Here is an 18,018-nt window from a genome sequence, read left to right on the forward strand (position 1 = left end):
CCACCGGCAGTATTGCACGATTCGCGATGCCAAGTAGGGTCGCGTCCCCCGGCTGAACACAGATAAGCAGAGAATTCCACGACAAGACGCCTCGCCGAAGCGAGCCTATCCACGGAGGATAATATGGCGGATATTGCAGAGAAGGCCCGGAAGAATCCCCGGGTACCCATGCCCGAACAGGAACCAAAGGTAAGAGCCCGTAATTTTCTCGAAGTTCCGACTGGTTATACAATGAAGATGGCCCAGGAAGAGGCTTCCAGGTGTCTGCAGTGCAAAAAACCAGGCTGCGTCAACGGCTGTCCGGTCGGTGTCGATATACCCGGCTTCATCGATTTCATCGTCCAGGGCGATATGAGCGGCGCTATCCGCCACCTCTGGAAAATGAACGCCCTGCCCGCCGTCTGCGGCCGGGTCTGCCCGCAGGAAATCCAGTGCGAAGGGCAGTGCATCGTCGGCAAGAAGGGACAGCCCGTCGCCATCGGTAATCTCGAACGCTTCTGTGCCGATTATGAACGCGAGCACGGCACTGGTGAACTGCCACCCAAACAGCCGGCCACCGGCAAGAGGGTGGCGGTGGTCGGATCCGGTCCCTCCGGCCTGACCGTGGCCGGCGACCTGATCGTCAAAGGCCATGATGTCACGATCTTCGAGGCCTTTCACAAACCGGGCGGCGTCCTGGTCTACGGCATCCCTGAATTCCGCCTGCCCAAGGCGATCGTGGCCCAGGAGGTCAATTTTCTGGCCAGGCTCGGAGTCAAGGTCGAATGCAATGCCGTCGTCGGCCGCACCGTGTCCCTCGACGAACTGTTCACCGAAGGCTATGAGGCGATCTACGTCGGCGTCGGCGCCGGCCTGCCGAAATTCATGAACCTGCCCGGCGAGAACCTTGTCGGTATCCTCTCGGCCAACGAGTACCTGACCCGCGCCAACCTGATGAAGGCCTACCAGTACCCGGATGTCGACACTCCGATCCCACACGGCAAAAACGTCGTGGTCCTCGGGGCCGGCAACGTGGCCATGGATTCGGCGCGGACGGCGATGCGGCTGGGGGCGGAAACGGTGAAGATCGTCTACCGCCGCTCACGCGACGAGATGCCGGCCAGGAAGGCTGAAATCCACCATGCCGAAGAAGAGGGTATCGAGATGTGCCTGCTGACCAACCCGACCCGTTACCTCGGCAATGAAAAAGGCCGGCTTACCGGCATGGAGTGCCTGCGCATGGAACTGGGTGAACCGGATGCCTCCGGGCGGCGGCGACCGATCCCCATCAAGGGTTCGGAGTACCTGGTCGACTGCGACCTCTGCATCGTCGCCGTCGGTTCCGGGGCCAATCCGCTCCTGACCAGCGAGACATCGGACATGCAGTTGAACAAGTGGGGCTATATCGTCACCGACACGGCAACCGGCAAGACAACCAAGAAGGGCGTCTGGGCCGGCGGCGACATCGTCACCGGGGCCGCCACGGTCATTCTGGCGATGGGCGCCGGGCGACAGGCCGCCAACTCGATCCACAACTACCTGACCCTCGGCTGGTAGCCGCAACGGCAGGCAGAGCAGACAGTCCCGGAACGCCGTTGCGGATCTCGCAGACGGCGTTCCGGGATCATTACCCCTGTATATCCTCTCTCTTCCCGCCCCCCATCGCTCCTTCGAATTGTAAACTCGCCGGAGACGGCCAGACAGTCGCCCCAAAGACGGGAAAAACCTGTCGTCCGATCAATGCGCACCGGTGACGATATCACGACCGAAGGCCTCGGCCCTCGCCAGTTCCTCCGGCAGATTGCGGACTGCGCCGCGCTGATCGACGCCCTTGAGAAGAAAGGAGTCGGCAAAGGTCATGTCCATGGCCTCGTAGAAATAGCGCATGGTCAACAGGCTGCAGTCGAAGACCTTCGCCCCCTTGGTCGCGGCCACCGACAGCAGGTAGCCCTTGCGCTGCTCCTCCAGGCGAAACCTGTTGTCGAGCAGGTAGCGCCTCGACCAGCGGGCCTGGAAACGGTCGATGAACGCCTTGGTCTGGGCGGTCAGGGCATAGAAATAGACCGGACTGGCAACCAGGATCCGGTCCGCCGCATCGGCCCGTTCATAGATCGCCCCCATATCGTCCTTGATGACGCACTCGCCGGTCTTCTCGCAGCCGCCGCAGCCCTGGCAGGGTGAAAGGGTGAGTCCGGCAAGGCGGATATACTCGACCGTGCCGCCGCCCTCTTCCATGCCTTTGGCCACGTGTTGGGCCAGAATCTCGCTGTTGCCGTTTTTGCGCGGACTTCCCAGAACGATGAGCAGATGCATGTGGTTTCTCCTTGGTGAAGGCGATTACGTCGGATCGAAGACTGTGGAATTGCGGTTCAGTGATGCAGCTCTTCAGGTTATACTGGATCCGGATAGCGGGAGGAAGAACGTTTGTCGGTCACGATCCAGCGGAATGGCTTTTTCCATGGTTCCCCCGCTCAGCACCTCCGCCCCGCCCGACAAATTGTTCTCGGCCTGCAGATAAGTGATTGTTCAAGAATAGGAATTGTTGTTATATAAGTCAATGCATCACAAGATCCCGACCATTTTCGCCATCAAGGGTTACGCCCTGCATGACGGACCGCAGATCCGGACAACGGTCTTCTTCAAGGGCTGCCCCCTTTCCTGCCATTGGTGCCATAACCCGGAAGGTCTGTCGCCCAATATCGAGATCATCACCTTAAGAGATCGTTGCGTCGGCTGCGGCGAGTGCGTCGTCGCCTGCCCGCAGCAGGCCCTGGCAATCGATCCTGCCGACGGTATCGACCGCACCCCCGCCCTGTGCATCGCATGCGGCCGCTGCGTCGAGGTCTGCCCGGCGCTGGCCCATGCGGCCACCGGCTGGCGGACCTCGGTGGCGGCGGTGATGGCGGAGATCGAGAAAGACCGGCCGTTCTACGACACCTCCGGCGGCGGGGTGACATTTTCCGGCGGTGAGCCGCTGCTGCAGCCGGACTTCCTGCTGGCGCTGCTGCAGGAGTGCGGCCGGCGGCGGATCCACCGGACGGTCGACACCACCGGCTTCGCCCCCACCGCCACCGTGCTGACGATCGCCGCCGAAACCGATCTTTTCCTCTACGATCTCAAGATGATGGACAGCGCCAGACACCTGCGCTCCACCGGCGTCGACAATACTCTGATCCTCGCCAACCTCGTCGCCCTCTGCCGCGCCGGCCATCCGGTGCGAATCCGCATCCCGCTGGTGGCCGGGGTCAATGACGGCGAGGACGACATCCGGGCCGTCCTCGCCTTCCTTCGCGATCTGCCCGGCATCACCGCCATCGACCTGCTGCCCTACCATGGCATCGGCCGGGCCAAATACCGCAAACTGGGCATCGATTATCCCGGCGAGACGCTGACGGCGCCGGACCGCAAACACATGAATTCACTCCTCGGCATCATCACGGGTGCCGGATTCCAGGTCACTATTGGAGGTTGACATGAACAGCAGGATCGAACGCCTTCGCCGCGCAAGTTTCGAGGCCAGGCCATCGATATCGATTGAACGGGCGGTGCTGGAGACCCGCTTCTACCAGGACAACAGCGGCCGGCACTCGCTGCCGGTGCTGCGGGCCCTGTGCTTCAAGCACCTGTGCGAGCACAAGACCATCTTTATCGGTGATGACGAGCTGATCGTCGGCGAACGGGGGCCGGCCCCCAAGGCCGTGCCGACTTTCCCCGAGCTGACCTGCCACAGCGCCCTCGACCTGCGCATATTGAACGACCGGGAGATGACCAGCTACCGGGTGGCCGAGGAGGATATCCGCACCTACGAGGAGATCGTCATCCCCTACTGGCAGGGTCGGTCGATGCGCGACCGGATCTTCCGCGAGGTGCCGGCCGAGTGGCGGGCGGCTTACGAGGCCGGACTGTTCACCGAGTTCATGGAGCAGAGGGCCCCGGGCCATACCGCCCTCGACGGCACGATCTACCGCTGCGGCCTGCGCGAGTGCCAGGAGCGGATCACCGCCCGCCTCGAATCCCTCGACTATCTCGGTGACCCGACCGCCGCCGATCAGGCCGAACAGCTCCAGGCCATGCACATCGCCTGCGAGGCGGCGATGATCTTCGCCCGCCGCCATGCCGACCTGGCCGAAAAGATGGCGGCCGGCAAGACCGACCCGCAGCGCCGCGCCGAGCTGGCGGCGATCGCCGCGGTCTGCCGCCGGGTACCGGCGGAAAAGCCGCGTACCCTTCACGAGGCCCTGCAGATGTACTGGTTCGTCCACCTCGGTACCATCACCGAGCTCAACGGCTGGGACGCAATGACCCCCGGCCACCTCGACCAGCATCTCCAGCCCTTCTACGACCGGGGCCTGGCCGACGGCAGCCTCGACCGCGAGCGGGCCAAGGAGCTGCTCTCCTGCCTGTGGATCAAGGTCAACAATCACACCGCCCCGCCCAAGGTCGGGGTGACCGCCAAGGAGAGCGGCACCTACAACGACTTCACCCAGATCAATCTCGGCGGCCTGAAGCCCGACGGCAGCGACGGCGTCGGCGAGGTCTCGTATATCGCCCTCGAGGTCGCCGACGAACTGCACCTGCTGCAGCCGCAGCCGAGCGTCCACATCAGCAGCAAGACCCCGGAGCGCTTTTTCGAGGCCGCCGCCCAGGTCATCCGCCAGGGCTACGGCTATCCCTCGGTGTTCAACACCGACGCGGTGGTGCTTGAGCAGATGCGGGTCGGCAAGACTCTCGAGGATGCCCGCGAGGGCGGGACCAGCGGCTGCATCGAGACCGGCGCGTTCGGCAAGGAGGCCTACATCCTCACCGGCTATCTCAACGTGCCGAAGATCCTCGAGGTGACCCTCAACAACGGCGTCGATCCGCTCTCCGGCGCCAGGGTCGGCATCGCCACCGGCGACCCGCGCGACTTCGCCGACTTCGACGCGCTGTACGCCGCCTTCGCCCGCCAGCTCGATCACATTGTCGCCCTGAAGGTCAAGGTCAACAACTACATCGAGCGGATGTACGCCAAGTACTCGCCGGCACCGTTCCTCTCGGTGGTGATCCACGACTGCATCGACAAAGGCCGTGATTACTACGACGGCGGGCCGCGTTACAACACCACCTACATCCAGTGCTGCGGCATCGGCACGGTGACCGACTCGCTCTCGGCGCTCAAGACCCATGTCTACGATACGGCGGCAGTCAGCATGGACCAGCTCCTCGCCGCCCTCGCCGCCAACTTCCAGGGCCATGAGGCCCTGCGCCTGAGGCTGTGGAACCGCACCCCCTTTTTCGGCAACGATGACGACCGCGCCGACGAACTGATGCAGCGGGTCTACGCCAGCCTCTACGCCGCCATCGACGGCCGCGCCAATACCAAGGGCGGGGTCTACCATCTCAACATGCTGTCGACCACCTGTCATGTCTACTTCGGCCGGATGCTCGGGGCCACCCCCAACGGCCGCCTGGCCCACCTGCCCGAATCGGACGGCACCTCACCCTCCCAGGGCGCCGATCGCCGCGGCCCGACGGCGGTCATCAAGTCGCTGAGCAAGATGGACCAGATCCGCTCCGGCGGCACTCTGCTCAATCAGCGTTTCCTGCCGAGCGTGCTGGCATCGGACCAGGATCTCGACAAACTCGGTGCCCTGATCCGCACCTATTTCCGGCTCGGCGGTCACCACATCCAGTTCAACGTGATCGACAGCGCCACCCTCCGCCAGGCCCAACAGCACCCCGACGAGTACCGCAACCTGCTCGTGCGGGTGGCCGGCTACAGCGACTACTTCGTCGACCTCGACCGCCACCACCAGGAGGAGATCATCAGCCGCACCGAGCAGGAGATCTGCGGATGAATTTCAAAGATCAAATCAATTGGTATGGAGAGAACCAACAGACATCAATGTTTTTATCCTCGAACTTCTGATCGCAATCGATTGAGCTTCAAGGTCGAACGCGACCAATGTTGATCTATCGCTTGCACAAACGCAGGTCGGACAAGCTTGGCGCGTTGACCAAGCCAGTCTCCTTGATCGAATCGCAGATAAATCCCTTCGGCAGGCTGATCAGCAAGCTTTGACTGCGATAACAGATTGTCGAGCTCTGGAAAGGAAAATTTTCCACGTGCAAGACTCGGCACTTTGGAGACTTGCAATTTTTCTATCATCCGGTCACGGCGCGTCGATGACAGAAAGCGTAGAGACTCTCGGTCATAAATATCAAAGGCAAGAAACCAGTCGGGTAACCGGTTATAGAAAACGGAATGCTGCGCATAACACCATTCTCCAAAGAGGATGTACCGGTCTGAAAGAGTATCGAAAAACATATCGGTGCGGAGCGCCAGAGCCATTCGCCGAGTTTTTTCCACTGCCCCGATCCGGGCAAATGCAAATAAGCCCCCCTGTTCTGGCCTCGGATATTCCCTTCTGAATCACACGAGATTCCCAGATTGGCACCGTCCACTTTTTCTTCGACAATAAGCTCATGCCGAAAAAATTCATCTCGCTCGGATTCCGATAAGACCTTATCTCCCCTGATGTCGACACCAGGAAGGGTTGCCAGGTGCGGAGTGGAGGGATATTTGAAGAAGTTCTCTTTCACGTCCCCATCTTTTCGGCATATTTGTCTTCAGCATACTCGGGACAAAGGAAATGTGCAGTAATACCGACCTCAGCCAAAGCATCCTTCCATCCCCACCACTTACTGTCGGTTGCCTGCAATATCGGTGGCTTGTCTGGGTGGGGATTGGTCACCGCGACAAACTTCCGGTCTGATCTGTCAAAATCATTCAACCCGTCATGACTGGGGAATTCCTCATATGAATCGCCAACTTTTGTAATCACCACTCTTTCGCAATACTCCGGGTTATAGCGGTGATCGTTTACCCACTTCATAAAGGCATCACCCATACCGGGCTGTCCCTTCATGGAGAGCTGCTGCCGGTATTCATCGAAAATTTCGTCTCCCGCATCGATGACCAGGCCGCGCTTTTTGATGACAAGCTCTACAGCCTCGATACATGCCAGCACGCACGGATCGGGTATATCGGAACCCGGATCCGGTTGCGTTGCCAGATTGGCCGTTTTGGGCACATTGGTATCCAACAGACATATTTTCGGCAGGCTCATACGGAAGCCTCCGGTTTTTCAGCTTTCTGTATGCGCTTCTTCAGGGCGGCCTTGGCCTGTTCGGTGATATCACTCATCTCATCTCCGAAGAAGTTCTCCGGCCAATTCAAAATATTGCCGTAGGTATCGATTTGCAATGGCTCCAAAGTTGCAGGTGTCTTGGCGATGTTGGCGAAATAGGCTGAAACTTTGTCCTGTGGAACCACATCCTCAGCAATACGGCGCTGCAAACGCCGGAGAAAATGTTCCGAATGAGTCTCAATAATTAATTGAATATCTCTGTCTACCCCGTTCTCCCTGGAGTTGATGACATCGATCATCACGTCGGCCAGCGCCGATTGGGCATTCGGGTGAAGGTGAATCTCCGGCTGCTCCATGAGGATGATCGATCCTGCCGGTGCGTAAAAGCATTGCACCAGAACCGGGAGCACCTGCGATATGCCAAAGCCGACATCGGGGAGATCGACCCAATCTCTCGATCCCTTGGTGCGGACCTTGACCTCGTATTCCTGTCGCTGCTCGGAAATGGGATTGACCTCGAATTCTTCAATCAGCCCCATTTCCTTGAGTTTTAACGCGATGATTTCCTCAAGCGGCTTTGCCGGTCGTCTATAACCCAAACTGATTTTACGGTCTCTCGCTGCCAGAATAGCCGCGACAGTATTCTCACCTGAAAAGCCAACGCTTTCAGGAGTTATCCCACCCCATGTATAAAGCCTTTCCACCTTTGTTCTCAGAGGGCCCAAGTAGTGGATAGAACTGAACAGCCTCTCCTGTGCGAGATTCAGCTCCTGAACAAAATCAGCATTTTGGTAATAAGCCACTACCTCATCAGGAAAACCATAGAACCGGACAACATCCTTGAGGGCCCGAGCACGCATTTTTTTTCTTACAAGAGAATATTGTTCCGCTGTGGCAACATATTCACGCTTATCAGGTTTCCTTGATAATTCGATAGAAAGCGATTGATTCGCCCCTTCCATAAGGCAATATTTGAAATATGAAACTTGAAGCAAATGCTTCGTTGCGTCACTGAGCTCAACTTCACCACTGAAGTCTAAATCATCGCCGGAAAACATCTGACCCGAGAGAGGATCTTTGAGCTTAAGCATTTCCGGCAATGACCACCGATAGTCGAAGGTGATCCTGTTTGCCGGATCGCGGTGAAAGACCATCTCTTGGTAAGAGCCAAGCTGAACGGCGGAATTCTTGCCACCTGGATAGAAAACCGCTTTTCTGTCCGGCGACTCAACGGTTTGTTTCAGCATCATCAGAAACTGACCGATGCTGGATTTGCCGGAGCTGTTGGCGCCAAAGAACAAGGAAATGGGGGCCATGCGAATGGTGTCGGTATCTTTCCAGCCTTTGAAGTTTCGTATTCGTAACTGTTTCAGCATATTTCTCTTCTCCTATTTTTTTCATAACCGTCAACGATGCTCGGCACTCATGCAATGAGTAATGCTATGGGGCTGAAATTTAGACGCCTTCCCTGCCAGCATGCACTGGGTACGCCCAGGGGGGCACCTGTTTCCAGGCATCCCGCATCTGGCTGTGCAGTAGTTCGGTTTGCGGCTCGAACTGCCGCAGGTGGGTCCAGAAGCGGCTGATGTGGTTGCGCTCCAGGGTGTGACACAACTCGTGCATCAGCACATAACGCACCAGCTTTGGGGGCAGAAAGAGCAGCTTGGCATTCAGGCTGATCACGCCGGCGGCGGAACAGCTACCCCAGCGGGTGCGCTGATTCTTGATGATGACCCGGTTAAAGCGCACGCCGCTCTCGGCTGCCAGCGAATCCAACCATGACGTCAATGTTTCCTTGGCGCGTCGGGCCAGCCAGCGGCGCAGGGCAGTCTTGCAGCGCTCGCCATCGATCACCGCGCCATACACCAAAACCCGCCCCTGTTGGTCGGTGCGCGCCCCGACGGTCTTGCCCCTGGTGGTCCGGTATTCCACCCGCCAGATTTCCGCCAGCGCGGGCAGATCGAAGGCTTCGGGCCGGGCCGATTTCTTTTCGCCCAGCAGGTGCCGCACCTCCTCGAACTGATCGAGTTTCGCTGCGATCCAATCCCGCTTGCCGGTCACCAATTCGACTACCTGGCGCTCGTCGAGCCCCTTCGGCGCGATCACCGTCAGCCCCTCCCGCGCGGTCATCTTCAGGCGCAGGCTGCGGGCCTTGGCGGAGGGGCGGATCTCGTAGTCGAGTTGTCGCCCGTCAGGCAGGTCGATATGGGCGTGGCGGCTCATTACGCGACCTTGCTCCCAGGCTTGAAATTCATCCTGATCCAGACGGATGCGTAGCTCGGCGGTAAGCATTGCCTCGATGTCCAGCGCCTTGGCGTCGGGCTTCTTGTCCTTGAGCTTGGTCAGAAAATGCTCGTCCAGCACGTAGGTGGGGAATTCCTTTTCCAGTTCCTCCACGTCGATATGCTGGCGGATCAGCTCCTTGGTACGGGCGGCGTCCTCTTCCGTCGCCTCCAGGGCCGCGTCTGGATAGAACTTCTTGCGGTAGAGCAAGTAGAGTTTGGTCAACCAGGCGTAGGGGCGCACATAGTCGCGCAGCTGCTCGTCAGGCTGCAACGCCTCGTAGAGCACGCGCAGGTTGCGGTAGCCGGTGTCGAAGGTCTTTTCCGCCCCTTCCTCGTCGCGCAGGATCTTCATCGCGGCGATGAATGCCGAATGCGACCCGTCACGCGGCACTGTCTTCTCGGGGAAGAGCGCCCACAGAGTGGCGAACTGGTTGCGGAAATGCTCGCGGATGCGCTCGAAGGGAAAAACAATATCGCCCAGTTCCTCGGGCCGGTAGTTCAGCGCCTCGTTCAGGTGGTCGAAGATACCGTAGTAGTCGAGCACCAGACCATGCCCCTTCAGCTCGTTGTAGGGGCGGTTGACCCGGGCGATGGTTTGCAGCAGCCCGTGGTCGCGCAGGCTCTTGTCGAGATAGAGCGCCTGCAAAATGGGGGCATCGAAGCCGGTCAGCAGCATGTCGCAGACCACCAGCAGCTCCACCTTGCGATAGGGCTTGTCCTGGTGCTCCGGCAACTCGGACTGGGCCGGGATCAGAAACTCGTTGAGCAGCTTCTTGCGCTTGGTCTCGCCGAGATAGAGCGCCTTCACCGCGTCCGGGTCATCCTTGGGCGCTTCGGAGATCACCGCCATCACCACCTCATCTCCCAGCCGCGCGCGCAGGGTCTCGGTGTAGAGCCGCACTGTCTCCTTGTCCTTGCAGACCAGCATCGCCTTGAAGCCGTTGGGCCGCACATGCTCGTTGAAGTGGGCCACCGCGTCGTCAGCGATCTGCTCAATCCGTTTGGGCAGTTTCAGCAGCACATCCAGAGTGGAGGATTGGCTCACCAGCTTGTTCTGCTCGGCCTCGGGCAAGTGGCCGTATTCCCGCTTGAAGGCGAGATCGAGCTTGGCCCCGTAAAGCTGCCAATCGGTCTTGCGCGGCTGCCAGTGGATCGGCTTGACCACGCCGTCGCGCAGGGCGTCGGTGACGGTGTACGGGCGGCCCATGTAGCGCTCGATGGTGCCGTCGTCCTTGATCTGGCCCCAGGCCACCGGGGTGTTGTGGTCGTCCTTCTCGATGGGGGTGCCGGTAAAGCCGAACAGCGAGGCCCCGTCCACCGCCGCCCGCATGTAGGTGCCCAACTCCCGCTCTTGGGTGCGGTGCGCCTCGTCGGCCATGACGATGACGTTTGTGCGCTGCCTGGTGATGTTCTTGGCCATCCCTTCGAACAGGTGCACGGTGGTGAGGATCACCCCGCGATAGTCGCCCGCCAGCTTCGCCTCCAGGTCGCGCTTGCTGGCCGCCACATGCACGTTCTCGGTACCGGTGGCCATCAGCTCGCGGTCCATCTGGTCGCCGAGCTGCTCCCGGTCCACCAGCAGGATCACCGTCGGCTGGTTCAGCTTCGGCTCTTCCCACAGGCTGCGGGCGGCGTAGATCATGGTCAGGGTCTTGCCCGAGCCCTGGGTGTGCCAGATCAGCCCGCGCCGCTTCTCCGGCGGCAGGGTCAGGTCGGTGGCGCGGCCGAGGATGTCCCGCACCGCCAGGTACTGCTGGTAGCGCACCACCACCTTGTCGGTTTTGCCGTCCTTGGTGACGAAGACGATGAAGTGGCGAATGAAGTCGAGCATGTTGGCCCGGTCGAACAGGCCGTAGAGCGAGACCTTCATCTCGTCGAACTCGTCGATGCCGTGCGGCCAGGGATCGCGCCATTGCAGCCAGAACTGCAGGCGCCGCCCCGGCACGCCGTACATCATGCGGGTCTCGTTCACCCCCACGCCGTAGGCGTTGGTGTAGAAGAGCTGGTCGATCTCTTCCGAATACATGCCGAGCTGCTTGGCCCCCTCGCGCCAATCGGGCTTGTTGCGGCTGGCGGTCTTGGCCTCGATCACCACCACTGGGATGCCGTTGATCAGCAGTACCATGTCCGGCCGCCGGGACGAGCGCCCCTCCACCGGAAACTGGTTGGTCACCCACCACTCGTTGGCGTCGGGGTGGTCGAAGTCGATCAGCCGAACATCTTTCGCCTTCTCAGAAGGATCGAATTGGTAATTGACGCCGTTCTGCAGCCAGGTCAGCCACTGCGGATTGTCGCGGCAGCCGCCCAGCCTGGTGATGATGACGTCCACCCGCGCCTCGTCGGTGAGGATGGCGGGGTTAAGTGCTTTAAGCTTCTCCCGCAACAGCGGCAAGAGCAGCACCTCGCGCTCGTCCGGGCGCAACGCCGTCACCTGCTCGCGGGAGCGGTAGGTCCAACCCAGCGTCGGGGTTTGCAGATGCTCGATGATCTCCCGCTCGACGGTGGTCTCCTCGTTGAACGGGCGCGCTACCGTGGGCGGGGCGGTGCGATAGCCGGGCGATATTTCCCGTGTTTCATCCATGGATGATCCCCTCGGGGATGCGGATCTTGCCGGTGAGCAGGTTGTGCAGCAGGGATTTTTTGACCTGTTGGAGGGCGTTGTATTTGTTTTCCAACGCCATTGCGTTGTTTTCAACACCATCAAGAAGCGTCACTATTTCTTCCTGCTCTGGAATAGGCGGATAAGCGAAAAATTCACGAACAATATCCCGCTTGCTCATCATCCAAAGCCCGCTTCCCGACTCCGCCTTGGACTGTAGCCGTGTGAGAAACTCATGGGATTGCCACATATAAGGAATGAAGCGTAGCGCGACCTTTTCAGGATCAAACAGAAGTCGAATCAGTTTGTCTGAATAGATTGAATTCTCAGGCGGTGTTTCCCTCAAAAGCCCGCCAGTCGCGACATAGTCACGATTGCCGTTCCCTCGAAGCACGTAGAAATCGCCAACCGCTGCCCGGTAACGCTCAATGTCATCGTCTGTGACATCAACATAGGTAACTCGGGAAGGATCACAGACGCCGCCTTTTACACAGCTTACATTCAGAATTGGGGTTCCCGGAGGTTCGGGACGTGATTGCGGAGAAATGCCAGCAATAGGTGCCTCGATGAGCACTTTACCAATGCGTTTGACTACCCAGCCTTTGGGGATTCGTCCGATTTTCGTTTCAACGAACTCCGAATGTCTACCGGGCATACCCGAGACGAAAAGCGTCTGCATCAGCGACCGCTTCAACTCCCGCGTCGCCTCCAGCTCGGCCTTGGCCTTGGCGATGGCATCGTCGGCCAGTTTCAAAGCGGCGGCAATGCGGCGTTGTTCGTCGGGGTCGGGTAGTGGAACCGCCAGCCACTTTTTCAACGTGTCTCGGGTTATACGAAGACGGCCGGTTGAACCCTCCATTCGAGATACCAGGCGCCTGTGAAACGGCCCGGCGGTCACAAGCGAAAACAAGAACTCCGGCTCAACACCTTCCAAAGCGGAAAGTACGAAAAATTCGGTGGAACCAATTCCGTATTTATCCGGCAAACCTTTAACCAGCGCGGCCTTTCCGTTCTCCGCGCACGGGGTGATCTTTCCAAGAATGATGTCGTTCTCCGCAAAGCGGCAAAGTCCGCAGCGGTCCCAGACCCTCGTATCGAAGTTAGAAATTCCACCGAACCCTTCTTGCACGGACGCCATTTCGAGAAACGGATATTCTCGTCCGACTTCCAATTCATAAGGCGGATCGATTTCAGCAAGAGCCGAGATAGGCTTTCGCGGCCACTCTTGCGGGGCTTCTTCGTAACAATCAACCCACATGGCCAAGCGCCCCCAGTAGGTTATCGAGTGTTTTCAGTGCATCGGTTGATGCAGTTCTCGCCTGGGTTAGCCTTTCCAGCGCATCATCGAGCGGAATCACTTCCTCCGGCTCAAAGGTATCCACATAGCGCGGCAGGTTGAGGTTGAATTCGTTCTCCTCGATCTCGGCCTTGTCCACCAGGGCGAAGTAGCGCCGCGCCTCGTCGGGATCGTTGCAGATGCGGCGCAGGTCGTCGGCCGCCTCGCCCAGATGGGCGATCTCGCGTTCGGCGGCGAGGTTGATCTCCTGCTCACGGCCGTCGCGCTCCTCCTGCAGCTTGTTCAGCTCCTTGATCGCCTTGCCCAGTTGCTTGAGATGGGTCTTGATGGCGGCGATGAGCTGTTTGCGGGCATCGTCGAAGGCCTTCTTCGGCTTGGCGAGGTTGGCCTTCAGTGCCGCCTTGTCGCCGTGTCCGGCGGCGTCGATCTCGGCCTGCACCTGCTCCACCTCGGCCTTGAGCGGGGCGAGCGGGCCAAACCATTTGTGTTCGGGATCGATGGCTTCATTGACGGCGGCCACTTTGAGGTCGAGCGCGTCGAGTTCGGCCTGTTCCCCCACCAGCCGTGCCAGCGGCGCGAGCACCGGGCCAAAGGCGTCCTCGATGTCGGCCAGACGCTGGTCGCGGTTCTCCTCCACCTCGCGGATCAGTTGCGCGGCGTGGCTGTCCACCAGGGCCTTGGCCTGTTCCAGATCACCGAAGGCGCGCCAGGGCACCAGGATGCGCATCAGGTCGGAGGGGCGCAGCAGGTTCTGCGGGTTGGCCTTCTGGAAGTGGCGCGAGTTCCAGATCATCAGGGTCTTGCCCTTGCGTGCTTCCGGCTTGTTGTTGTTCAGCAGCAGCAGGCAGGCGGGTACGCCGTTGCCGTAGAAGAGTTTGGAGGGCAGCACCACGATGCACTCAATCAGGTCCGCCACCACGAAGCCGCGCCGGATCAGGTATTCGGCGTCGGCCTTCTGGTTCTGGCCATCCTCTTCCACGGTCTGTTCCGGCTGGCCGCGAAACAGCACGCCCTGGGACATGACCACCATCCCCTTGCCGGATTCGCCGGTTTCCGGGTCATGGTCCTTGAGCGACTTGGCAATCTGCTGCAGCCAGGCCCAGTCGCCATTGGAGGCGGGCGGCATGCCGAAGGCGAGGCGGCCGAACTTGTCGCCGCCGGCCACGGTGTCGTGCCCCCAGTCCTCCAGCGAGAAAGGGGGTTCATGATGACGCGGTCGAAAGCTTCAAGGCGGTTGGCGCTGGTCAGGTGGCGGGGGTCGCGCAGGCTGTCGCCCTGTTTGTGCTCCCATACCGGTATGCCGTGCAGGATCATGTTGATGCGCGAGATGTTGTAGGTGGCGACGTTGGACTCCTGCCCGTGCAGGAAGAGCTGGCGCACGTCGCCGCCGTGCTTCTTTACATAGCGGATGCATTGCAGCAACAGGCCGCCGGAGCCGCTGGCCCAGTCGCAGATGCTCATGCCTGCTTTCGGCTCCAGCATCTCGGACATGAGAAAACCGACCTCGGCGGGAGTGTAGAACTCGCCGCTGGATTTGCCCGCCTTACTGGCGAAGTTGCGGATCAGGTACTCATAGGCGTTGCCGAACAGGTCGTCGGAGACGTGAGCACGGTCGAAGGTCTGGCTGCCGAAGTGGTTGATGAGGTTGACCAGTTTGTCGCGGGGCAGCTCGTCCTGCTTGTTGAAGTCGATCTTGCCGGTGAGGATGCCGTCGAAATTGTTCTGCCGGTGGGCGTTGGTCCGCTCGATGGCGAGCATGGCGTCGTTGAGCGCCTGGCCGAGCTGGCCCTTGGCGGTGCGGGCAACGGTGTTCCAGTCCGCCGCCTCCGGGACGATGAAATGGTGGTTCTGCGGATCGCGGGCCAGTTGCAGCGCCTGTTCCTGCGGCAGGCCCGCCTTGATCAGGGTATCGGCCTGGGTGCGGACCTCTTCCCCATAACAGTCGTTGATGCGCTTGTAGAACAGCAGGGCGAACACATAGCCGCGAAACTCGGAATGGTCGGCGTTGCCGCGCAGGATGTCGGCGGCCTTGTCGAGATAACTTTCCAACTCGCCCTGGGTCATACGGCGGGTGGGACGCACCACAATTGGTTCGGCAAGAAGAGCCAGCTGCTCAAATCTGTGTTTCATTCAACTTTCACCATGTTCACGCGAAAGACTTCACGTAATAATCATCCATTCGATGATGAAGGAAATTCCGGCCACTCCTTGTCCAGCAGCGCCGAAGCTGGAGTTTCGGAAATGGAGCCGCTGCTGGTGTGCAGCATCAAGACACCTGCCATTGTTTATCCAATGTCAATCGACAACCTGCAACATCTTTTCATCTTTCTGATCAAGATAACCGAATGTTTACCGTTACTCAGCCAGGATATGTCAAATTAGATCGTTCAGGTAGTGGCATAACCACCCTGATGGAAGCAAACGGTAGAAGAGTTGCGCGGATCTGGAAAAGATCATCGGCGACTCCGGGCAATAAAAACTGAAACTGAGCGGCGATTGACCTCCGGAATCTGCCAGGGAGTGGATACCTCTTTGTGGGGGGAGCCGGTCCAATTACAGCAGGGACATAGATTTTCTTTGGCAGCAGGAAACGCCCATATTCAATAACCTACCTCTCCGGCACGAACTGGGGCCAGCGGTTGGTGAAGCCGTCGCGGCTGAGGCGGGCGGTCCAGCCCTCTTTGAGGTCGTGGACGTAGAGCTGATAGTTGGCCGATGCATGGTCGTGCTCGCCGGGGCGACTGGCGGCGTAGAACACATACCGTTCGTCGACGATCGCCGGGAAGTACTCGTGCCCGCGGGGGGCGTCGCGATCGAGGACTGTCTCTCCCCTTCCCTCCGCCAGGTCGGTCCGCAGGAAACCGGTCCGCTCCTGCATCCCCGTGGTGGCGACGTGGTAGATTCGCTCCGGATTCGTTGACCACACCGGTTGGCAGCCCTCGCCCAGCTCCACCGCCCGGCCGTCGGCCAGCCGTACCGCCCAGGCGGTCCAGCGCCGCGGCTGGTCGCTGGTGAAGGCCACCCATTGGCCGTCCGGCGAGATCCGCGGCTTGACCACCTGGGCTCGGGCAAAGGGTCCCTCGCCGCGGGGGAAGATCTCCTCCTCCCGGCCACTGGCGATTTCGACCCGGATGATCCGGCTCCGCTCCCGCTCGGCGATCACCGCGCGGCCGTCGGCGGTGAAGGAGGGGAAGGTGGCGTTGGCGAGGAGCAGACGGTCGTCCGAACCGTCGAGGCGGCAGAGGCGGATCTCGGCCGGGGCCCTGAGGCTGGTGCTGCGGGCCCGGGCGTAGGCCACCCACTGCCCGTCCGGAGCGATAGCCGGAAACATCTCCTCCGCCGGGCTGTCGATGACTTTTTGCAGGCCGGAACCGACCGGGTGCTGGAGATAAATACCGAAGCTACCGGAGCGGTTGGAATCAAAGAGCACCCGCCCGGCCGGCAGCTTCGACAGATGGCGGCGCCCCTCCAGTTCCTCCGCGGTATAGGCAACATCCCCCTGCCCCGCCGGGCTGCCGGTGGCCGTCAGCACATCGCCGACCAGCACCACCGCCGTCGACAGTCCGAGCCACACCGCCACCGACGCCGCCAGCTGCAGCCAGCGCCGGGCAGCGGAGACCACCACCGCCGGCCGCGGTTCCCCGGCCCGGAAAAAGGGGAGAAAGAGCAGCAGCAACGCCGTCAGGCCGATTCCGGCGCCGTAGGCCTGAGTGAAGAGGTGGTGGGCGACGCCGGTGATTTTGGCCATCTGCTCCGGCAGGCCGAGGAAATGGAAGGCGACGGCCCAGGTCCCCTCGTAGGCGCCGAAGCCGCCGATGCCGCTGATCGGCAGGGAGGCGGCGAGTTCCGGGGCGATCAGGCCGACCAGGCCCTTGTGCGGCGGCAGTTCGGCGAAACCGAAGCCCATCGGGCCGATGATGCCCAGCAAGAGAAAGTACATGGCGGTGTATTTGGCAAGGCGGACGAGAACGGACAGGACCACGACCGGCAGCAAGATCCCGGCCCGACGGGTGAGGCGCACATCCTCGGCGACCGAGGCGGCAAACGCCGCCAGACCGGCCCTAATCCGCCCGGAGAGCAGCGGCAGCCGCGGGGTTACCCTTGCAGCCAGGTCCGCCAGCGGAGCGAGCAGGGCCAGGGCGATCAACGCCCCTCCGATCATCGCCAGCCCGAAGGTCCAGATCACAATCCGGGATATCCCGAGCTGGCCGGCGACCACCAGGCCGACGACGATCAGCAGCGGCGCCACGGCGACCATATCGAAGACGAAAGAGATGGCCATGCTCGACGAGGCCGCGCCCCAGCTGACGCCGAGCCGGGTGCGGCACAGCCAGAGGTAGACCAGCCCGCCGAGCCGCGCCGGCAGCAGGTCGGCGAAGAGGTTGCGGACCAGGACGGTCAGCAGCATCGCCAGCCGGCCCGGCCGGTAGCCGACCGGTTCGAGCAGCAGCAACAGGCGCCAGGACCGGCAAACGCTCATGAACAGGGAACTGACGAAGAACAGCAGGATCTCCGGCGGGGCCATGGCGGTGATCGCATCGACCACATCCATCGGCTCGATATCCCTGCCGATCCACAGAAAGACCAGGACCGTGACTGCCAGGCTGCCGAGAAAGGACAGCCAGCGGCTGCCGTTGCCCTTGGATCCGATTGATTGCCGTTCTGTCGGGGAAGTGGTGTTCATCAGGGAGGTCCTCCTCATGTTCCTGAGATGCGACGGCACATCCG

At 60.7% G+C, this 18,018-nt stretch carries 10 protein-coding genes and 1 pseudogene; 3 read left to right on the forward strand and 8 right to left on the reverse strand.

Going from position 1 to position 18,018, the window contains the following annotated elements; genetic code table 11:
• Window positions 1-123: 123 nt before the first annotated feature.
• The gene (gene gltA, locus ACWGKN_RS14810) at window positions 124-1,536 is read left to right on the forward strand and encodes an NADPH-dependent glutamate synthase (RefSeq protein ID WP_035226355.1); all 1,413 of its coding nucleotides are present in this window, start codon (window positions 124-126) and stop codon (window positions 1,534-1,536) included.
• Window positions 1,537-1,716: 180 nt separating this feature from the next.
• Here gltA and ACWGKN_RS14815 read toward each other — a convergent pair whose 3' ends face one another.
• Window positions 1,717-2,292, reverse strand: a complete 576-nt coding sequence (locus ACWGKN_RS14815; RefSeq protein ID WP_035226353.1) for a flavodoxin family protein — start codon at window positions 2,290-2,292, stop codon at window positions 1,717-1,719.
• Window positions 2,293-2,536: 244 nt separating this feature from the next.
• Here ACWGKN_RS14815 and ACWGKN_RS14820 point away from each other — a divergent pair, with 244 nt between their 5' ends.
• Together ACWGKN_RS14820 and hypD are read left to right on the forward strand one after the other, a co-directional pair.
• Window positions 2,537-3,451: a glycyl-radical enzyme activating protein gene (locus tag ACWGKN_RS14820; RefSeq protein WP_424254921.1), complete on the forward strand. Its 915-nt coding sequence runs from the start codon at window positions 2,537-2,539 to the stop codon at window positions 3,449-3,451.
• A gap of 1 nt (window position 3,452) precedes the next feature.
• Window positions 3,453-5,816 carry a trans-4-hydroxy-L-proline dehydratase gene (hypD, locus tag ACWGKN_RS14825; protein ID WP_424254919.1) on the forward strand — a complete coding sequence of 788 codons (2,364 nt, stop codon included), beginning with the start codon at window positions 3,453-3,455 and terminating at the stop codon, window positions 5,814-5,816.
• 53 nt (window positions 5,817-5,869) lie between these two features.
• On the opposite strand, the gene ACWGKN_RS14830 is transcribed toward hypD, so the two are convergent.
• The 7 genes and pseudogenes from ACWGKN_RS14830 to ACWGKN_RS14860 form a co-directional block, all read right to left on the reverse strand.
• Window positions 5,870-6,310, reverse strand: a complete 441-nt coding sequence (locus ACWGKN_RS14830) for an RNA ligase family protein (protein ID WP_452095548.1) — start codon at window positions 6,308-6,310, stop codon at window positions 5,870-5,872.
• 247 nt (window positions 6,311-6,557) lie between these two features.
• Entirely contained in the window at window positions 6,558-7,088 is a 531-nt protein-coding gene (locus tag ACWGKN_RS14835; RefSeq protein ID WP_452095549.1) for a hypothetical protein, read from the reverse strand.
• Window positions 7,085-8,485 carry an AAA family ATPase gene (locus ACWGKN_RS14840; protein WP_035226347.1) on the reverse strand — a complete coding sequence of 467 codons (1,401 nt, stop codon included), beginning with the start codon at window positions 8,483-8,485 and terminating at the stop codon, window positions 7,085-7,087. Before ACWGKN_RS14840 ends, ACWGKN_RS14835 begins: the two co-directional genes overlap by 4 nt.
• A gap of 79 nt (window positions 8,486-8,564) precedes the next feature.
• The gene (locus ACWGKN_RS14845) at window positions 8,565-11,975 is read right to left on the reverse strand and encodes an HsdR family type I site-specific deoxyribonuclease (RefSeq protein WP_452095550.1); all 3,411 of its coding nucleotides are present in this window, start codon (window positions 11,973-11,975) and stop codon (window positions 8,565-8,567) included.
• Window positions 11,968-13,251: a restriction endonuclease subunit S gene (locus ACWGKN_RS14850; RefSeq protein WP_035226344.1), complete on the reverse strand. Its 1,284-nt coding sequence runs from the start codon at window positions 13,249-13,251 to the stop codon at window positions 11,968-11,970. The genes ACWGKN_RS14845 and ACWGKN_RS14850 overlap by 8 nt, the downstream gene beginning before the upstream one ends.
• A pseudogene (locus ACWGKN_RS14855) lies at window positions 13,241-15,420 on the reverse strand (N-6 DNA methylase). Before ACWGKN_RS14855 ends, ACWGKN_RS14850 begins: the two are co-directional and overlap by 11 nt.
• Window positions 15,421-15,898: 478 nt before the next feature.
• Window positions 15,899-17,974 (reverse strand): lysylphosphatidylglycerol synthase domain-containing protein, encoded by a 2,076-nt coding sequence (locus tag ACWGKN_RS14860; protein WP_452095551.1) that lies wholly within the window; start codon window positions 17,972-17,974, stop codon window positions 15,899-15,901.
• Window positions 17,975-18,018 lie beyond the last annotated feature (44 nt).

It is taken from the genome of Desulfoprunum sp. (assembly GCF_053613775.1).

Bases quoted from the DNA above. Each gene is read 5' to 3' on its own strand.
- gltA (WP_035226355.1), top strand. From the start codon at position 124: ATGGCGGATATTGCAGAGAAGGCCCGGAAGAATCCCCGGGTACCCATG.
- ACWGKN_RS14815 (WP_035226353.1), bottom strand. From the start codon at position 2,292: ATGCATCTGCTCATCGTTCTGGGAAGTCCGCGCAAAAACGGCAACAGC.
- ACWGKN_RS14820 (WP_424254921.1), top strand. From the start codon at position 2,537: ATGCATCACAAGATCCCGACCATTTTCGCCATCAAGGGTTACGCCCTG.
- hypD (WP_424254919.1), top strand. From the start codon at position 3,453: ATGAACAGCAGGATCGAACGCCTTCGCCGCGCAAGTTTCGAGGCCAGG.
- ACWGKN_RS14830 (WP_452095548.1), bottom strand. From the start codon at position 6,310: ATGGCTCTGGCGCTCCGCACCGATATGTTTTTCGATACTCTTTCAGAC.
- ACWGKN_RS14835 (WP_452095549.1), bottom strand. From the start codon at position 7,088: ATGAGCCTGCCGAAAATATGTCTGTTGGATACCAATGTGCCCAAAACG.
- ACWGKN_RS14840 (WP_035226347.1), bottom strand. From the start codon at position 8,485: ATGCTGAAACAGTTACGAATACGAAACTTCAAAGGCTGGAAAGATACC.
- ACWGKN_RS14845 (WP_452095550.1), bottom strand. From the start codon at position 11,975: ATGGATGAAACACGGGAAATATCGCCCGGCTATCGCACCGCCCCGCCC.
- ACWGKN_RS14850 (WP_035226344.1), bottom strand. From the start codon at position 13,251: ATGTGGGTTGATTGTTACGAAGAAGCCCCGCAAGAGTGGCCGCGAAAG.
- ACWGKN_RS14860 (WP_452095551.1), bottom strand. From the start codon at position 17,974: ATGAACACCACTTCCCCGACAGAACGGCAATCAATCGGATCCAAGGGC.